The organism is Pedobacter sp. 10L46_2 (assembly GCF_056395165.1).
The window spans coordinates 1-18439 of the sequence record NZ_JBFTIZ010000074.1 but is presented as its reverse complement, the minus strand read 5'-3'; the positions used below and the strand labels follow the sequence as shown (position 1 = coordinate 18439).

15 protein-coding genes and 1 pseudogene are annotated in these 18439 nt (G+C 38.0%); 13 read left to right on the top strand and 3 right to left on the bottom strand.

Annotation, left to right across the window (positions count from 1 at the left end):
• The 11 genes from AC1DDX_RS10500 to AC1DDX_RS10450 all read left to right on the top strand — a co-directional run.
• On the top strand, positions 1 to 955 hold a 955-nt coding region (locus AC1DDX_RS10500), incomplete at its 5' end, for a FecR family protein (RefSeq protein WP_477622021.1).
• 193 nt (positions 956 to 1148) lie between these two features.
• On the top strand, positions 1149 to 4511 hold the full coding sequence (locus AC1DDX_RS10495) for a SusC/RagA family TonB-linked outer membrane protein (protein WP_337716499.1): 3363 nt from the start codon (positions 1149 to 1151) through the stop codon (positions 4509 to 4511).
• Between the two features lie 5 nt (positions 4512 to 4516).
• The gene (locus tag AC1DDX_RS10490; protein ID WP_288878751.1) at positions 4517 to 5998 is read left to right on the top strand and encodes a RagB/SusD family nutrient uptake outer membrane protein; all 1482 of its coding nucleotides are present in this window, start codon (positions 4517 to 4519) and stop codon (positions 5996 to 5998) included.
• 8 nt (positions 5999 to 6006) lie between these two features.
• Positions 6007 to 7125: an acyltransferase family protein gene (locus tag AC1DDX_RS10485; protein ID WP_337716501.1), complete on the top strand. Its 1119-nt coding sequence runs from the start codon at positions 6007 to 6009 to the stop codon at positions 7123 to 7125.
• A 46-nt stretch (positions 7126 to 7171) separates the two neighbouring features.
• Positions 7172 to 7594, top strand: coding sequence for a GNAT family N-acetyltransferase (locus tag AC1DDX_RS10480; protein ID WP_337716503.1), 423 nt, complete (start codon positions 7172 to 7174; stop codon positions 7592 to 7594).
• Positions 7595 to 7699: 105 nt separating this feature from the next.
• Positions 7700 to 8575 (top strand): OmpA family protein, encoded by an 876-nt coding sequence (locus AC1DDX_RS10475; RefSeq protein ID WP_048906887.1) that lies wholly within the window; start codon positions 7700 to 7702, stop codon positions 8573 to 8575.
• Between the two features lie 174 nt (positions 8576 to 8749).
• Positions 8750 to 9709 carry an SMP-30/gluconolactonase/LRE family protein gene (locus AC1DDX_RS10470; protein WP_337716505.1) on the top strand — a complete coding sequence of 320 codons (960 nt, stop codon included), beginning with the start codon at positions 8750 to 8752 and terminating at the stop codon, positions 9707 to 9709.
• Positions 9710 to 9719: 10 nt separating this feature from the next.
• Positions 9720 to 10343, top strand: a complete 624-nt coding sequence (locus AC1DDX_RS10465) for a bifunctional 4-hydroxy-2-oxoglutarate aldolase/2-dehydro-3-deoxy-phosphogluconate aldolase (protein WP_288878758.1) — start codon at positions 9720 to 9722, stop codon at positions 10341 to 10343.
• Between the two features lie 12 nt (positions 10344 to 10355).
• Positions 10356 to 11504, top strand: coding sequence for a galactonate dehydratase (dgoD, locus tag AC1DDX_RS10460; protein ID WP_288878759.1), 1149 nt, complete (start codon positions 10356 to 10358; stop codon positions 11502 to 11504).
• Positions 11505 to 11514: 10 nt separating this feature from the next.
• Positions 11515 to 12798 (top strand): MFS transporter, encoded by a 1284-nt coding sequence (locus AC1DDX_RS10455; RefSeq protein WP_172659641.1) that lies wholly within the window; start codon positions 11515 to 11517, stop codon positions 12796 to 12798.
• A complete protein-coding gene (locus tag AC1DDX_RS10450) occupies positions 12798 to 13760 on the top strand; it encodes a 2-dehydro-3-deoxygalactonokinase (RefSeq protein WP_337716506.1) in 963 nt (320 codons plus the stop codon). Before AC1DDX_RS10455 ends, AC1DDX_RS10450 begins: the two co-directional genes overlap by 1 nt.
• A 59-nt stretch (positions 13761 to 13819) precedes the next feature.
• On the opposite strand, the gene AC1DDX_RS10445 is transcribed toward AC1DDX_RS10450, so the two are convergent.
• Complete coding sequence (locus AC1DDX_RS10445) at positions 13820 to 14239, bottom strand: VOC family protein (protein ID WP_317171642.1); 420 nt, start codon at positions 14237 to 14239, stop codon at positions 13820 to 13822.
• 193 nt (positions 14240 to 14432) lie between these two features.
• Between AC1DDX_RS10445 and AC1DDX_RS10440 the strand changes: the two genes are divergently transcribed.
• Positions 14433 to 14615 (top strand): hypothetical protein, encoded by a 183-nt coding sequence (locus AC1DDX_RS10440; protein ID WP_172659644.1) that lies wholly within the window; start codon positions 14433 to 14435, stop codon positions 14613 to 14615.
• Positions 14616 to 14756: 141 nt separating this feature from the next.
• Here AC1DDX_RS10440 and AC1DDX_RS10435 read toward each other — a convergent pair.
• Together AC1DDX_RS10435 and AC1DDX_RS10430 are read right to left on the bottom strand one after the other, a co-directional pair.
• A pseudogene (locus tag AC1DDX_RS10435) lies at positions 14757 to 15192 on the bottom strand (HAD family hydrolase); the annotation flags it as partial.
• A 144-nt stretch (positions 15193 to 15336) separates the two neighbouring features.
• Positions 15337 to 15720, bottom strand: a complete 384-nt coding sequence (locus tag AC1DDX_RS10430; protein WP_172659646.1) for a hypothetical protein — start codon at positions 15718 to 15720, stop codon at positions 15337 to 15339.
• Positions 15721 to 15841: 121 nt separating this feature from the next.
• Between AC1DDX_RS10430 and AC1DDX_RS10425 the strand changes: the two genes are divergently transcribed.
• A complete protein-coding gene (locus tag AC1DDX_RS10425) occupies positions 15842 to 18427 on the top strand; it encodes an AsmA-like C-terminal region-containing protein (RefSeq protein ID WP_337716508.1) in 2586 nt (861 codons plus the stop codon).
• Positions 18428 to 18439: the final 12 nt, after the last annotated feature.

The window sequence follows — 18439 nt, the reverse complement described above, 5'->3', positions numbered from 1 at the left end:
GGCTTTTACAGATGCATTGACCACAGAGGAAAAGCAACCAGACACTTTAGTAAAACAAAAAGATATTAATCAAAAAATTGATGGGCTTTGGGATAAAATCAGAACAGAGGAAAACACGATTACACCTGTTAAAGAGGCTAAGATAAGTTCATTAATATATTGGAAGTGGATAGCCGCAGCGTTGGTTGTGGGCGTTTTAACTGTGTTTTTTTTCTATGGAAGAAAACCAGCTGTTCCGGATCAGTTTGCAGGTTCAGAAATGCACCGGATCTATGTTCCTTTTGGAAAAACCAGAGACTTGAAATTGTCTGATGGCACAAAAGTTAAATTGAATGCAGGGAGTACATTTACTTATCCGGAAGTGTTTTCTGCTACAAGCAGAGAAGTGAGCCTGAAGGGTGAAGGTTTTTTTCAAGTCGAAAAAAATCCTAAAAGGCCTTTTCTGGTTCATACCGACAAGTTCATTGTAAAGGTATTGGGAACTGTATTTAATGTTAAGGCATATGCAACAGATAAAAAGGTTGAAACTACATTGCTTAGCGGAAAAATCCTGGTTGAATTAAATGATAAGCCAGAAAAGAAGATTGTGATGCTGCCTAATGAAAAGCTCACTGTTGCAAATGACCTGGAGCAGGGCAGAAATGCTGATAAAAAAGCAGCCGTACTGGAGTATCAGCTAGAGAGACTATCTGAAGCCAATACACAGGACGTTAAAGAGATTGCCTGGTTGAGCAATAAAATGATTTTTACAAATGAAAGTTTTGAAGAAGTAGGTAAACAGATTGAGAGACGATTTGATGTGAAAATGGTATTTGATAATGAAACCTTGAAAAAAGAAGAAATTAGTGGGGTGTTTGAAGAAGAATCTTTGGAACAAGCACTCTCCTTAATAAAAATGACTACTCCATTTAAGTTCAGAAGGGATAAAGGAGTAGTTCACCTCTCTGCACCTTAAGCAAATAATTAACCAATAATAAAAACCAAATTAAACTAAAAAAATGAAGAAATTTTATCTAACCGATTCCTGAAAATCCACAAATAAATAAGGGAAGAATTGCAGTTCTTCCCCTTAAAAATCCGGATTTAATTCACAAGAGTAAGCGTTGTAATGGACTTACTCTATTCCTTAATTTTCAAAAACAAATGTAATGAAAAAGATTACAAAAGCTTTTGCGTGGCTTTATATGCAACCACCTTTTAAAATAATTTTGCTAATGAAAGGAGCATTATTACTAATTATGTTCACCTGTTTACAGGTTTCGGCGAATGTTTACTCTCAGGAAAAGTTCTCACTTGATTTAAAGCAGACGGAAGTAAGCAACATTCTCACAAAGATTCAAAAACAAAGTAACTACCGCTTTTTTTACAATTATGCCAGCTTAAAGAAGCTGGGTAAAGTAGATTTGCAGGTAAAAGATGCGGGTATCCACGCCATTATGGATGCATTAATGGGCAGTAAATTGCCATATAAAATAGCTGATGATCATGTGGTAATCATTGGTGCGCCAGAAGCCCAAATTGCCATAAAAGGTAAAGTTGTTGATTCAAAAGGAGAGACACTTATAGGGGTTAGTGTTAAATTGCAAGGAACCAATATTGGGGCTACAACTAATGTTAACGGCGAGTTTGTAATTAATGCTCCTGAAAACGGGGTTTTAGAGTTTAGTTATGTTGGCTATGAAAAACAGATTGTTAATATAGCCGGACAAACTAACCTGACCATTACTATGGTTGAAACGAATTCCAATTTGGATGAGATTGTAGTTGTAGGTTATGGTACCTCTAAAAAAATAGATGTTACAGGATCAATAGCCAGTATTAAAGGTAGCGATATTCAGAATTTACCTGTAAGTACAGTTGCCCAGGCATTGGAAGGCAGAGCAACGGGTGTTAATATAGTTCGTAATGATGGAACTCCAGGTGCTGCGCCAAGTATCCGTATCCGTGGTACCGGTACTATAAATGATGCTAATCCTTTGGTAGTAATTGATGGAGTGCCTTCAGGTAATCCTGACGCCTTAAGTGATGTTAACCCTAACGATATCGCTTCAATAGAGATATTAAAGGATGCATCGTCAAGCGCTATTTATGGTACAAGAGCTGCGAATGGAGTAGTTTTGGTAACAACTAAAAGAGGTAGTTACAGTCAGAAATTAGCTACTTCCATCAATGCATATACAGGTGTTTCTAAATCTACCAAGTACATCGACTTGCTTACGGCTCCTGATCTTTATGCACTTAAAAGGGAAAGATTTACTAACGATGGGGCTGCTATTGAAGCACCATGGAATGATGCGTATTACTCGACCCAGCGCACAGACTGGCAGAAGGCCATCCTGGGAAGCGGAAAAGTAAATAATATCGATCTTAATCTGCAGGGAGGTAATGAGGTTTCTACCTATTATTTTTCTACTTCTTTTTATGATGAAAAAGGGATTATCGACAAGTCTTACTTTAAACGCTTTAGTACCCGCATCAATTCGGAGCATAAGATTAAACCCTGGTTAAAATTAGGGCAAAACTTGCAGGTAACTTATGGGGAAACCAATGGTTTTAATAATAATGATTCTCAGACAGGCCTTCTCTTTTCTGCGTTAAGGTTTAATCCTGCAATTCCAACAATGAATGATGATGGAACATATGGAACCTCAAAAGCTTTTGCCAACCAGTTAGGTGATATCAATAACCCTTATTCAACCATTCAACAGGCTGATGCTTATAACCGTAAATACAGGGCTATTGCCAATGTGTTTGCAGAGGTGCCTATTTATAAAGATTTAAAATTCCGCGCTAACTATGGTTTCGATGGTACAATTGGCCGCAGTTATTCTTTTAACATAGAAGACAGAATCCAAACAAGAGAAACAACAAGTTCAACATTAACGCAGGCAGAAGCGGAGAATTATTCACACTTGTTAGATCTTGTTCTTACTTACGATAAAGTAATCAGCAAAAGTCATATCACTTTCACTGGTGGATATTCTTCGCAAAGTTTTAGAGGAAGCTATTTCTCTGCTGGCAGAGTGGGGTATGACGATACTTCTAAAGACCAAAGGACTTTAAGAAAAGGAAATGCCTTTTTAACTGCCGATGGTAGTTATGATGATCCGTCGGGCCTGGAATCAGTTTTTGCAAGAGGATTTTATGATTACGATGGCAGATTTTTAGCAACCCTGACTTTTAGAGCAGATGGTTCATCAAAATTTGCTGCCGGAAACCGTTGGGGTTACTTCCCTGCATTCTCTTTAGGGTGGAGAGTATCTAATGAGAAATTCATGAAAGATGTGAGCTGGATAAGCAATTTAAAGATCACCGGAGGATGGGGAGAGCTGGGTAACCAGAATATACGTGGTTTCCAGTACGCGAGTTCGATAGTTGTGGGGAATACTTATGGTACAAATGGCTATACTTTTGGAGGTTTTGGTGTTAATGGTTCGGCAGTAACAATAACTGCAAATCCGGATATCACCTGGGAGCGTGCAGCCATGACCAATGTGAGTTTGGAGGCAGGCTTTTTAAACAATAAGTTAAGCACTACAATTACCTATTTTGATAAAAACACCAATAAAATGCTTGTGCCTGCCTTATTGATAGGAACAGCAGGAAGAGTAACTGCTCCTGACATTAATATTGGTAACATGAATAATCGTGGTATAGAGGCAGAGGTGAACTACCAATCGGGTGATACCTTTAAATACTCTTTTGGGCTTAACGGCTCATTCATCAAAAATGAAGTAACTAAGCTTTATGGCTTAAATGCCTTTATTCCTTCTACAGTGTATGGCCGTTCTAGTCAGGAAATTTCAAGAACCTATGAAGGCCAGTCTATAGCTTCTTTTTATGGGTGGAAAACAGCAGGACTGTACCAAACTCAGGCTGAGGTTGACAATGATCCTTATTTGAAGAATGATTCAAGAAAAGGTGCTATAAAGCCAGGAGATGTTCGTTTTGTTGACATTAACGGAGATGGTATGATTGATGGAGCAGATAGAACCTATCTGGGAAACCCTAATCCAAAAGCAACTTTGGGCTTTCAAACCACGCTGTCTTACAAAGGATTCGACTTGTCGGCAAACGTAACAGGCGTATTTGGAGTGAGCTTGTATAATGCAGACAGGATGCAAGGCACTGATCCAACCTATTCTTTTAATCTTTATGCAGAAACATTAAATAGATGGACAGGGCCGGGAACGAGTAATTCAATACCAAGGATGTCACTTGATCGTGCAAATGAGAACTATCGTACTTCAGATCTGTTTGTTGAAAATGGTAACTATGTTAGCTTAAAGAATTTAACAATAGGCTATACACTGCCTGATTTTATTGTAAAAAAGGCCACTTTTAATAGCTTAAGGCTATATGTGACTGGTCAGAATTTATTCATGATTACCAATTATTCGGGTTATACTCCTGAACTGGGATATACAAATGGCAATAGACAAAGAGGCGTTGATGTTGCTCAATATCCATCTGTACGCTCGTTCACATTTGGTTTAACCCTTAAAATCTAATCACCATGAAAACAAAATATATCATATATACATGTCTATTTGTAGTGGCTTTTTCCACTGCATGTAAGAAAAATCTGGACCTCACTCAGAAAGGGGTTTACAATACAGATAACTATTTCAGAAATGAAACCGATGCTGTAAATACAATTTCTGGTATTTATAACTTATTAGCCCAAGAAGATTACATTTCTCATGCTGAAACTACATTTGATGTAGCATCAGATGATTACTGGCGTTCAGGAGATCATGCTGAGGATGAAGCAATAGAGAATTTGACTTACAATGCATCAAATGCACAGATAAATTTTAGCTGGACCTATAAATATGAGACGGTGAACCGCTCAACAAATGCGATTATCAACATCCCAAAAATCACTGATATTACTCCTGCTATAAAAGACCGTAGCATGGGAGAAGCTTATTTCTTCAGGGCGTTTGGCTATTGGAGATTAATGGTAATCTATGGCGACGTACCTATTGTTAACGAGGAAGATTACGCTAAGAGTAACTTCAACATACCTAAATCTTCAATTGAGGAGGTTCGTAAACAAATTGAAGCAGATCTTTTGAAAGCTGTAGACCTTTTACCGGAAAACTATGGCGCTGCGGATTTTGGAAGGGTGAGTAAGGGAACGGCTCTAGGGTTGTTAACTAAATTGTATATGTATTGGGAAAAGTTGCCGGAAGCAATTACAACCGGTGAAAAATTAATAAACAATAGTAAATATGCATTGGCAGCTACTTATGCAGAGAACTTTACGAGGGCTAATAAAAACAGTACTGAGCTCCTGATGTCTGTACAAGGATTACAGAATGTGATGTCTAATGATTATACAGTTTATTATATTCCAAGAGCCTGGGGAGGATACGGATTTAGTCAGCCATTAAAAGGACTCGCAGATGAATTTGAATTAAACGACCCACGTAAATCTGCTACATTATTAAGCGTAGGAGATAAGATAGATTTAGGGGATGGCAAAGGTGATACTGAGTTTACATCAGATTTGTCATCAACCGGATTTAGCTTTCGTAAATACGCGGTGTTTTTTCCGGCCGGTTCTTCGGAAGGAAATGGTGTAGACCATAATTATGCAGTTCCGTTAATGCGGTCGTCTGATATTTATCTTTTAGTTGCCGAAGCAAAGATCCGTACTCAGGGCGCTGGAGCTGGTGATGCATTGATTAACCAGGTAAGACGCAGGGCATCAGTATTATTACCCCCTGTTGTAAATGCAGGAATGAAAGAATTGATTCATGAAAGACGTGTTGAATTGGCAGGAGAAGGCGAAAGACATCAGGATTTGATGAGATGGGATAAAAAGAACTTAGTTGATATAGCGGCAATATATAATCTGGCAAAATCAAAAGCTCCGGTAGATCAGGGCAAAACAGTGACTTTTGTGCGACCTAAGCATTATTATTATCCAATTCCTCAGGTTGAGATAGATAAAAGTAACGGTGTGTTAAAACAAAATCCGAATTACTAAACTCATTTATGCAAGAAAGATTTGCCACCCTGGATATTTTTAGAGGAATGACCATTTGTTTTATGATCATTGTAAATTCTCCAGGTTCAGGAGCCCCACAGTGGGCTCCTTTAGATCATGCCGCATGGTTTGGCTTTACGCCAACTGATCTGGTTTTTCCATCATTTCTTTTTGCAGTTGGTAATGCATTGAGCTTTTCAAAAAAGAAATTTGAAAGTGATAGCAGTTTTTTGATGAAGATATTTAAAAGATCTGCTATCATCTTTTTACTGGGTTATTTAATGTACTGGTTCCCATTTATGCATAGAGACGATGGTAACTGGGTGTTTAACGAGATTAGTAATACCAGAATAATGGGAGTATTACAGCGTATCGCACTTTGTTATTTGTTTGGGGCGCTAATTGTTCATTATTGCTCAAAAAAATCTGCCCTGATCATTTCAATAGCCCTGCTTTTAGGTTACTGGGTATTTTTATTGCTGTTTGGAGAACAAGGTCAGGAATATACCATGCTCGGTAATGCGGGTACTCGTTTGGATATTTTTATTTTGGGTGACGCTCATTTATATCATGATAAAGGAGGGCCGATTGCATTTGACCCTGAGGGGCTGCTTAGCACGTTAACAGGTATTGTTAATGTGATCGGTGGATATTTGGCAGGAGCCTATATTCAGGAAAAAGGAAGAAATTATGAGTCTGTGGTTAAGCTACTGCTTGTTGGTGCCTTACTTATTTTTCTTTCATTGTTTTGGGGACAATTTTTTCCAATAGCAAAAAAGCTTTGGACCAGCTCATTTGTGTTGCTCACAGTGGGGTTGGATCTGGTGATCATAGGGGTTCTTATTTACTTTATAGAGATAAAGAAGATCAACTTTGGGAATAATTTTTTTCTGGTATTTGGGAGGAACTCTCTGGCTATTTATCTTTTGTCGGAACTCTTGCTGGTCGTTTTTCAGTTAATATGGGTAAAACCGGGGCTGAGCTTTTACAACTGGATCAACAACGTTTTTTATCAAGCTTTATTTCCAGGAGCGTTTGGGACGCTGGTTTTTGCGCTGAGCTTTATGATGGTTTGCTGGCTGGTTGGGTATATAATGGACAAAAAGAAGATCTATGTTAAAATCTAAGTATGACCTAAAAGTTATAGATTAGACTTTTATTTCTAATAAGGTTATGAACATCAGGAAAGCAGAACATAAGGACGCCAGCGCTATTCGGATTTTAATGGAACAACTTGGTTATCCTACTGAAGAAGGGTTTATTGCGAAAAAACTCATTGATCTCTCTAAATCTTCTGATCATTGCGACCTTGTCTGTGAATTAGAAGGAAAGGTATTAGGTTTTTTATCCCTTCATTTCATTCCTCAAATAGCTTTTGAAGCTGACTATGCGGTAATTAGCTACTTTGTGGTTGATGATAATTCCAGAAGACTGGGAATTGGTAAAGCTTTGGAAGAGCGCTGCACTGCATTAGCTATTGAAAGGAAATGTAAAAGAATTATGGTTCACAGCAATGCAAGACGTACTGATGCACACCGGTTTTATTTAAGACAGGGCTTTGTTGAATATCCGAAAGATTTTGTAAAGTTCTTATAGGAGGTGTCCAAAACGCGTTTTGGACACCTCTTTAATTATAGATCAAGAGCAGCATGGCATAAAGATTGCAGTTCTATTATTTTGACTTATAAATTTAATAGGATTATGAAATTTTCCAGTTTAATACCGGTAGTACTGATAGCAGCTGTGGTAACCCAGGGTTGTGTTAGTAACAAAAAGTATAACGATCTCCAATCTAGTTACGATCAATTAAAAGAAAAGACTAAGGATTTGAATCAGAAGTATCAGTCCGGTCAACAGGAACTCTCTGGAACAACATCACGAGTAAAAAGCTTGGAAGAACAAATTGCCTCAGAAAAAGCAAACTCAGCTTCTTTGCAGGCCGCGCTTGATAAATGTTTGAGCTCTACCAGCCAGGGTAATGTAAATATTTCTAAATTGGTTGATGAGATTAATGCCTCAAATAAATACATCCAACACCTCGTAAATACTAAAAACAAAAGTGATTCACTTAATTTGGTGTTAACCAATAATCTTACACGTTCATTAAGTAGAGAAGAAATGAGAGATGTGGACGTGAAAGTGCTAAAAGGAGTAGTTTATATCTCTTTGTCGGATAACATGCTTTATAAATCTGGAAGCTACGAAATCTCAGATAAAGCGGGTGAAACACTAAGCAAAATTGCTAAAATCATTAAAGATTACCAGGGGTATGATGTATTGATTGAAGGTAATACGGATAAYGTACCTATTTCGCAAACAAATATTCGAAACAACTGGGATTTAAGTGCTTTAAGAGCGTCATCAGTAGTTCAGTCGTTGCAGAATAATTATGGTGTAGAACCGAAACGCTTAACCGCCGGAGGTAGAGGTGAATATAATCCGATTGCAGGAAACGATACGCCAGATGGCAAAGCAAGAAACAGACGTACACAGATTATTATAACACCTAAATTAGATCAGTTTATGGAGTTAATTGGTAAAGCTCCAGAACAAGCTAAAGAACCTGTAAAAGAATAGGCAGGAATAGTGTTATCTGATTCGCAAGAGATCGCAAATCAGAATAAAGAAGCATGACTTTACGAGGATAAATATTTTTATTTTTATCTTACGTTATTGTTCATGCTTTTTTTATGCCAAATGATAAACCAAATCAAGTCCTGCAGTGCCGTATCCTGTTTTTTAATCATCTTTTTGAACATATCTGTTTTGTTTGCACAGCCAACAAAAAAAGAACCCGATGGGAAAATAGAAAAATTAAGTAAAGAATTGGATGTCATCATAAATCATGATGCTAAGGTTGAAGTGATTGCCGATGGTTTCGGTTGGGTTGAAGGACCACTATGGATAGAAAGCAAAAGGATGTTGTTGGTTTCAGATGTCTTAAACAATACTGTTTACAAATGGACACCCGAAAAAGGTAAGGAGGTTTATCTTGAACACTCAGGCTACACCGGAACTCAGCCCAGAACAGAAGAACTGGGATCGAACGGGTTAACGCTTAATCACAAAGGACAACTGCTGTTATGCCAACATGGCGATAGGAGAGTAGCGCTCATGAATGCTTCACTGGATGATCCTAAGGCAGAGTATATTACACTTGCAAATGAATATAAAGGAAAAAAATTCGATAGCCCGAACGATCTGATTGTTAAAAGCAATGGCGATATTTATTTTACAGACCCACCTTATGGGCTAGAAAAGGGCGTCAATAATCCATCAAAAGCAGCTCCGTATCAGGGAGTATATAAGATTTCTAAAAATGGAGAAGTAACCTTATTAGTAGACTCGATTTCAAGGCCAAATGGAATCGCTTTCTTCCCGGGCGAAAAAAGCTTATTAATAGCAAATTCAGATGGTGAAAAGCCCTATTTGTACCTTTATGATCTGAATAAAGACGGATTATTGATAAATGGAAGGATTTTTCAAAATGACAGGGGTACTGACGGCATCAAGATTGATAAGCAAGGCAATGTTTTTACAACCGGCCAGGGCGGAGTTTGGATATACAATAAGAAGGGTACGCTGCTTGGAAAAATAAAGATTGAAGGCAGTACGTCCAATTGTGCCTTTGCAGATAATTATAAAACACTTTTCATTACTGCCGATAACTATTTATTAAAAGTTGACCTGGCAAAAAAAGCAGGTCACTAATTATATTCCTATGTCTACATTATCTCAGATCTTAGAACATAAAATTATTGCCATTATTCGCGGTGCGAATCCTGCCGACGTGATAAAAATAGCTGATGCATTATATGCAGGAGGGATTCGTATACTCGAAATTACAATGAACTCGGCGCAGCCACTTACTGTTATAAAAGAGCTTAACGATAAATTCGGTAGCAAGATGATCATTGGTGCAGGTACTGTTCTTGATGTTGACTCGGCAAAAAAGGCTGTTGCTGCAGGAGCAAGCTTTATCCTTTCGCCAATAGTGGATATAGAGGTGATTAAAATAGCAAAAAGCCTTGGTGTAGTGAATATTCCGGGTGCATATACGGCTACTGAAATCTACTATGCTTATAAAAATGGAGCCGACATTGTGAAAGTATTTCCGGCAACTTCTCCTTCCTATCTAAAAGATATTGCCGGGCCATTGCCTCAAATCCCGCTATTGCCTACAGGAGGTGTTACGCTCGAAAACATTAAAGACTTTAAAAATGCTGGTGCTGTTGGATTTGGAATTGGCAGTGCACTGGTTAATACCAAACAAGAAGTTGCACCAGAATATCTTTCCAAACTTACTGCTAAAGCTCAAGCCTTTGTTCAGGCAGTTAACTTATAAAAATATCCCAACATGAAAATTAGAAGCTACGAATTGTTCCAGGTGCCACCAAGATGGCTGTTTTTAAAGATTGAAACTGATGAGGGGATTGTTGGATGGGGTGAACCTGTTATTGAGGGGAAAGCGGCAACAGTAAAAGCTGCGGTTGAAGAATTAATGGAATATCTTATAGGTAAGGATCCTATGAATATTGAAGATCACTGGAATGTGATGTACAGGGCAGGTTTTTATCGTGGTGGCCCAATTCTGATGAGCGCGATAGCGGGTATAGATCAGGCATTATGGGATATTAAAGGAAAGTTTTTTAATGCTCCGGTTCATCAGTTATTAGGTGGAAAAGCCAGGGATAAGATGAAGGTATATTCATGGATTGGCGGAGATCGTCCGGCTGATGTGGGACTGGCCGCAAAGAAAATGGCTGAGCAAGGTTTTTTAGCAGTAAAAATGAATGCTACTGAGGAACTTCAGTATGTAGACAGTTATGATAAAATTGATGAGGCCATAAAACGTATAGCTGCGGTAAGAGAGGCAGTTGGACCTGCATTCGGAATTGGAATAGATTTTCATGGCCGTGTGCATAAGCCTATGGCTAAAATTCTGGCTAAGGAGTTAGAACAATACCGTCCAATGTTTATTGAAGAACCGGTATTGCCCGAAAATAATGAAGACCTTAGGGAGATAGCCAATCATGTTTCTATTCCTATTGCTACAGGTGAAAGGATGTTTTCGAAGTGGCAGTTTAAAACGCTGCTGAAGGAAGGATATGTTGATATTATTCAACCTGATGTTTCCCATGCCGGGGGAATAACGGAGTGTAAAAAGATAATCTCTATGGCAGAGGCTTTTGATGTTGCAGCTGCACCACATTGTCCGTTAGGGCCGATTGCTCTGGCGGCATGTCTACAGGTGGATGCAACTTGTCATAATGCCTTTATTCAGGAGCAAAGTTTGGGGATACATTATAATCAGGGAAGTGACCTGCTGGATTATTTAACCGATAAAACTGTTTTTGAGTATGAAAATGGATATGTGAAAATTCCGGATAAGCCTGGGTTAGGAATTGAAATTAATGAAGAGCATGTAAGAAAAATGGCCGCGATTGGGCATAACTGGAGGAATCCTGTTTGGAGACATGAGGATGGCAGTGTTGCTGAATGGTAAATTATAGAATATGAAGCCAACGAAAATTCGCTATCAGATTCTTTTTTTGATTTTTGTTAATGTAGTTATCAATTACATGGACAGGAGCAATCTGGCAGTTGCAGCCTCTGATATTGGTAAAGAGTTTAAATTCTCGTCTGTGCAGATGGGACTGATCTTTTCTGCTTTCAGCTGGACATATCTGTTGTTTCAGATTCCAGGTGGGATATTGGTGAACCGCTTTAGTCCACGTATTCTATATGCGGTTAGTCTCATCACCTGGTCATTTGCCACCATTGTACAAGGTTTTGCCAAAGGGTTTATTACGCTATTTGGCCTTAGAATGGCAACCGGAGCATTTGAGGCCCCTGCATTTCCAATTAATAACAGGGTGGTGAGTAATTGGTTTCCTGATAATGAAAGGGCGTCGGCAATTGCAGTTTATACTTCGGGCCAGTTTCTGGGGTTGGCTTTTTTAATGCCGGTACTTTCGAAAATTCAATTTTATGTGGGTTGGAAGGGTTTATTTGTGGTAACCGGTTTAATAGGTGTGTTATGGGGAGTTGTATGGTATGTTTTTTACCGTGATCCTTTAAAACATTCGAAAGTAAATGAAGCAGAGCTTAAACTCATAGAGAGCGGAGGAGGGTTAATGGATGGAAAATCTATTGCCGACGCAGATTCAAAAAAGAAGTTTAAGTGGGCTGATTTGAAAGAAGTATTGTCGCACCGAAAATTATGGGGGATATATATAGGTCAGTTTGCGGTCAATTCCACTTTGTGGTTTTTCCTTACCTGGTTTCCAAAGTATCTGGTTGATTACAGGGGGTTGGATTTTATCAAATCTGGATACTGGGCATCCATACCTTACCTTGCAGCATTTGCTGGTGTGCTTTGCTCTGGGTTTTTATCTGATTATTTAATAAAAAAAGGAGTATCTGCCGCAAAAGCACGTAAGAGACCAATCATTATTGGGCTTTTAATTTCCGTATTTATTCTGGGAGCTAATTTTGTTGATACACCTGGGCTAATCATTTTCTTTATGGCTTTATCCTTTTTTGGAGTGGGCTTTGCATCGATTACCTGGATCTTTGTTTCCAGCCTTGCGCCAAAGCACCTTATTAACATAACGGGTGGGGTATTCAATTTTATAGGGCAGCTTTCGGGGATAGTCGTACCAATTGTTATCGGGTTTCTGGCCAGCGGCGGGAATTTTGCCCCGGCATTGATCTTTATCGCAGTTTTAGGGTTTATGGGGGCATGCTCATACATCTTTCTGGTTGGGAACGTGGAACGTATTAAAACGAAGAATTAATGGATCATTTTTTTAGCTGTGATTGGGGGACAAGTTCCTTCAGACTTCGTTTGATTCAGGCAAAAAATCTTGCCGTTGTTGCTGAAACAAAGAGTAGCCGTGGAATTTCGGATACTTATAAACTTTGGCAGCAAAAGGGAGGGACTGTTCTGTCGCGGGCAGATTTTTATGCATCTATCGTAAAAGATGAAATCAGATCATTGCAGCAGAATTTAAATATGGTAACTGATGGTATCCCTGTCCTGTTTTCGGGGATGGCCTCGTCTACCATTGGAATGGTGGACTTGCCTTATAAGAAATTGCCATTTAATCTTGACGGTTCAGATCTGAAAACAGAGTTTATGGCTGATAGTACGGGAGCTAACCCGTTTGTAATTATATCTGGAGCCATGACTGATTGTGATGTAATGCGTGGCGAGGAAACTAAAATTGTGGGCAGCGATACGCTTTTGGATAATAAAGATCAGGAGCAATTGTTAATTCTGCCGGGTACACACCCTAAGCATATTGTGATAAAAAATAGCCAGGCGGTAAGCTTTAAGACCTATATGACGGGTGAATTTTTTAATCTTCTATCTGTGAATAGCATATTATCGGCTTCGGTAGAGGAAGGAGGAGATTTTGGTGATCCTCAAAATCAGGAGCGCTTTAAGGAAGGGGTTAAGGCAAGTAGGCACTCAAATCTCTTACATGCCAGTTTTATGGTGAGAACCAATGAGGTGCTTAAAAACATTCCTTCTCAGCAAAACTTACACTATTTAAGCGGCTTACTGATTGGTACGGAGCTGGGTGGATTAAAACCAGAAATACCAATTTATTTGGTAGGTGGGGCAGTACATGCTTCGTTTTATAAATTGGCTTGTGATGAACTTGGTTTAAGGATTAATAAGGAAATTGATGCAGATCTGGCCCTTATTAAGGGACAGCTGGTCATCTTTTCGAGATTTATTAATTTATATTAAAAAATGCCTGATGAAAGTCTTCATCAGGCATTTTTTCTAACTACCGCATTAAGATCTCTTTATTTTTGGCCTTGTTCAAAATTCACCAGCCATTGGACTCCGAATTTGTCTTTAAAACTTCCAAAATAAGCACCCCAGAAAGTATCTTCAAGGGGCATTTCAACGGTTCCACCTGCTGATAGTCCGTTAAAAAGATGTTCTGTCTCTTCTCTGCTTACAGGATGAAGTGATATTTGCACATTGTTTCCTGCATTTAAAATATGTCCGCATGAAGGCAGGATATCTGATGCCATTAGTGTAGTATGCTCGTTAATTGGTAATGCAATGTGCATTATTCCATTTTTTTCATTTTCAGGAAGCTGTGAAGATTCTGGTGCTTCCGTCATTCTGTGGACAGCACTAAATTCACCACCAAAAACAGATTTGTAAAAATTAAAAGCTTCTTCGGCTTTGCCGTCGAAGTTTAAGTAAGGATTCATTTTTGCCATGTTTTTCTGAGTTATGTAAGTTTAAAAATTGTTGTTAAACAAATTTATAGAATACTCATGGGTGCAGAGAGGTGCGAAAAGGTCAATTTTAGGGGCTGTTTGCGACAAGTTTTTCTCTATATATTGATTAGCCTTAAAATAACATTTTAGAACTACCTTTGGTTCTTAATTTCGCATTGCTGTCATGATTAGATTAAATAACGAAACACCATCGAGTGTATTACAAGATGTAAAAATTGGTAATCTGGTTACCGATACATTTAGTAAAACCGGCTTGGTTGAGAAAATAGAAATTACTGATGATGGCCTATACCGGATTTACAAGTTTATTCTTGTAACAGGAAGAAGCATTACCGTAAAGAAGTAAATTCTATTTGTCAATTAGCCGACTTATGGTATCATAAGACAGGTTCTTATAGTCGTCGATATATAAGTTGCAAGGAGGAAGTTCTTCTTTGGTATGAGAGGTAAGTACACCAACTACTTTCATGCCTGCATTTAATCCGGCCGAGACACCAGAAAAAGAATCCTCAAACACGATACATTGATCAGGTGACACGCCAAGATTTTTGGCCGAAGTAAGGTAAACCTCAGGATCAGGTTTATGTTTTTTCACATCTTCGCTGGCCATTACGAGCCGAAGTAGCTACACCTAATTTTGCACCATTGTTTTTTAGGTTATTTATAAACTCAACTAAACCTGAAATGGGTTCTACATTGGGTTCATATATTTTTCTGAAAAGACCTTCTTTTTCCTGTTCTAATTGCAGAAGTTCTTCGCCTTCAATTTTTCTTTTTAAGAAGTGGCTGAGGATATAGCTATTCGATTTGCCAAACATGTGTTGCGCGAACTCTTCATCTGTAGGAGCTAGGTTTCTTGTCGAAAAAAACTCACGGAAGGCGAGGGAATGGTAAGGATTGGTATGGCAGATCACACCGTCCATGTCAAAAATGACAGCAATTTCTTTATTCATGAAACAAAGTTAAGAATTTTAAAAGAGCATACCGTTCTTAAAGCTACCGTCATCTCAACGACAGGAGAGATGACGGCGGGTATTATAACATGAAGTCAGCAAGTGGTGTAGTTATTATTCAGCTTTTTTTGGAGCATCTTTTTTGTTTGCTTTCTTCTCGCTTTTCTTTTCTGCTTTAAACTCTTTGTAAGCTTTGCGTTGAGTGTCGTTCAAGACTGCGTTTATTTTGTTATCTCTTTCATCTTTAGCGGCTTTAATAGCAGCTTTGTCTTTCTTTTCGCCTTTAGGATTGCTATCCTTTACTTTTTTAAAGCTTTCAAGGTTTATTGCCTCAATTTTCGACTTTTGATCGGCTGTTAGTGATAGCTTTTTAGTCAACTCCTCTGTTGCATGCTGAGCCTTTTGTTCAGGAGTTTTTTTTACCTTTTTATCACTTTGTGCAAATGCCATAGTACCCATACTAATGAATAATATCGCTGTGAAGATTAATCTTTTCATATACAATTTTTGTTATTCTAGAGTTATAGAGGGATAAAGATAGGAATGGTTTAATCAATAAAAGTAATTTGGTGTGTTTATTGCTATGAAGGAGTTTTAAAAGATTTTATATATTAAATACATGCTTAAAAAGATATCAATTGTTGTAATCGGTTTATTTGTTGTTTTATTCGCCGCTGCGGCTGCAATTCCTTTGTTCTTTAAAAAGGAGATTGATGCAAAGATTAAATCGTCTATAAATGAGAGTGTAAATGCTAAAGTAGATTTTAAAGATCTGGATTTAACTTTAATCCGTTCGTTCCCTAACCTGGGGATAAAGATCAACAACTTAACGGTTTTGGGTATCGATAGCTTTGCTAAAGACACTTTAGCGAACATTAAGCAACTTCAATTGAATGTGAACTTAATGAGTGTGATTAAGGGTGAAAAGTATGAGATAAAATCAATTAATCTTGAAGAACCAAAGATTCTGGCTAAAGTATTGAAAAGTGGTCAGGCCAACTGGGATATTGCAAAGAAAGATAGTACCGGCACTGATGGAGCAGATACTGCTAAAACTGCTTTCAAAGTAGCCTTGCAAAAGTATGCAATTGAAAAAGGTAAAGTTGTTTATGATGATGCCTCTTTAGGTTTTTTCATGGAGATGGATAATTTGAACCATACAGGTACTGGTGATTTTACTCAAGATTTATTTACCCTTAAAACCCAGTCTGATATAGAAAAACTAACAGTTAAGTATGGTGGTATTCCTTATTTGAACAAGGTAAAGCTTGATGCTGATCTTCCTATTGATATCGATATGAAGAATATGAAGTTCACTTTTGCCGAGAATAAGATTAAACTTAATGAATTGTTGTTGTCGGCGGTGGGATACCTTGCCATGCCAAATGATAAGGACATAGTTATGGATTTTAAGTTTGATGCAAAGCAATCTGAACTTAAAAATTTCCTTTCTTTAATACCCGCAATTTATGCCAGTAATTTTAAGGACATGGATGCTACAGGTAAATTTGCAATGGACGGAAGTGCGAAAGGGACCTATAATGAGAAATCATTGCCTGCTTTTAATGTTAACCTTTCTATAGAAAATGGTAAGATAAAATATCCTTCTTTACCTTCTGCAATTAATAACATACAAGTGAAATCGCAAATCAGCAATCCCGATGGTGTAATGGATCATACCGTTGTAAATGTACCTGCATTTCATATGGAGTTTGGGAATGCACCAATTGATGGAAGATTGTTATTGAAAAATCCGACAACCGATCCATTTTTGGATATGGCACTTAAAGGAAAGCTGGATTTAAAACAGCTGACTACAATTTTCCCGATGAAGGACATGACCTTAAGTGGTATTCTGGATGCAGATGTGCAGGCGGCAGGACGTAAATCATCTATTGATAAAGGACAGTATGAAGCATTCAAAGCATCAGGACAAATGCTGGCAAGCAATTTCAATTATTCAGGTAAAAATGTGCCGATGCCAGTCAGTGTGCCCTCGGCAAAAATGTCTTTTAGCCCTAAAAATATCACGTTAAGTAACCTTACAGCTAAGGTTGGTAAAAGTGATTTCGCCGCAAATGGTACGGTAAATAACTACCTGAGCTACTTCTTTAAAAAGAACCAGGCTTTACAAGGAACATTCAACGTGGCTTCGAACTTAATTGATGTTAATGAGCTGATGGGACCAAAAAGTACAGTGGAAACAGAAAAAAAGAGCGATTCGAAATTAACTGTATTTGAAGTGCCCGGAAATATTGATTTTGATATGACCGCAAAAGCGGGACGGGTGCTATATGATAATTATGATATCACTAATGCAAAGGGAGCTTTAGAAGTTAAAAACAAGACCATATACTTTAAGGATATGGGTATGAACATGCTTGATGGTACGGTGAAGATGAACGGGTCATACGCCACAATAGATTCTAAAAAACCAAAGGTTGATGTTGATTTCGGCATAGAAAAAATGGATATCCAAAAAGCATTTACTGCTTTTAATACTGTAAAGTTATTGGCCCCGGTTGCCAAATTCGCAAAAGGAGTATTCTCTACTAATTTAAAGTTTAATTCAGATCTGGATCAAAATATGATGCCTGTTTACTCTTCTATAAATGCAGAGGGTTTAACTAACATTATTCAGGCAGTACTTGATGGATTTGAGCCATTAAATAAACTGGCTTCAGCGTTAAGTTCCGATAAATTTAAAAAGTTGGAATTAAATAATGTACTTACTAAGTTCAAGATTAAAGACGGTCGTTTAAATGTTGCGCCTTTTGACATTAAAAAAGAAGGTATTTTGATGAATATTCAGGGTTCAAATGGTTTAGACCAGAGCATGGATTATCAGCTTGGGTTAAATGTACCGAGAGCTATGCTTGGAGCAAAAGCAAATGAAACGGCAAACGCCTTTATTGCTAAGCTGAATAGCAAGGCTGGTACTAATGTTGCTATGAGTGAAACTATAAAAGTAAATGCGGTATTAGGTGGTACAATTTTAAAACCTACTATTAACCTAAAATACGGTGCAGGGGATGCAAAAGCGGGAGCTAAGGAAGCCGTTAACCAGGTAGTTGCCGAGAAAAAAGAGGAGATTAAAGCCGTTGCTCAGGCTAAACTTGATACCATCAAATCACAAGCAACAGAAAAAGCTAAAAATGCGATTGCCGATAAAATTAATGGTCTTTTTAAGAAGAAAAGTCAATAAGGTATTTTATGC

Coding starts and splice junctions, on each gene's coding strand:
- AC1DDX_RS10495 (WP_337716499.1), top strand. CDS start 1,149: ATGAAAAAGATTACAAAAGCTTTTGCGTGGCTTTATATGCAACCACCT.
- AC1DDX_RS10450 (WP_337716506.1), top strand. CDS start 12,798: ATGGATCATTTTTTTAGCTGTGATTGGGGGACAAGTTCCTTCAGACTT.
- dgoD (WP_288878759.1), top strand. CDS start 10,356: ATGAAAATTAGAAGCTACGAATTGTTCCAGGTGCCACCAAGATGGCTG.
- AC1DDX_RS10490 (WP_288878751.1), top strand. CDS start 4,517: ATGAAAACAAAATATATCATATATACATGTCTATTTGTAGTGGCTTTT.
- AC1DDX_RS10480 (WP_337716503.1), top strand. CDS start 7,172: ATGAACATCAGGAAAGCAGAACATAAGGACGCCAGCGCTATTCGGATT.
- AC1DDX_RS10465 (WP_288878758.1), top strand. CDS start 9,720: ATGTCTACATTATCTCAGATCTTAGAACATAAAATTATTGCCATTATT.
- AC1DDX_RS10455 (WP_172659641.1), top strand. CDS start 11,515: ATGAAGCCAACGAAAATTCGCTATCAGATTCTTTTTTTGATTTTTGTT.
- AC1DDX_RS10430 (WP_172659646.1), bottom strand. CDS start 15,720: ATGAAAAGATTAATCTTCACAGCGATATTATTCATTAGTATGGGTACT.
- AC1DDX_RS10425 (WP_337716508.1), top strand. CDS start 15,842: ATGCTTAAAAAGATATCAATTGTTGTAATCGGTTTATTTGTTGTTTTA.
- AC1DDX_RS10445 (WP_317171642.1), bottom strand. CDS start 14,239: ATGAATCCTTACTTAAACTTCGACGGCAAAGCCGAAGAAGCTTTTAAT.
- AC1DDX_RS10440 (WP_172659644.1), top strand. CDS start 14,433: ATGATTAGATTAAATAACGAAACACCATCGAGTGTATTACAAGATGTA.
- AC1DDX_RS10485 (WP_337716501.1), top strand. CDS start 6,007: ATGCAAGAAAGATTTGCCACCCTGGATATTTTTAGAGGAATGACCATT.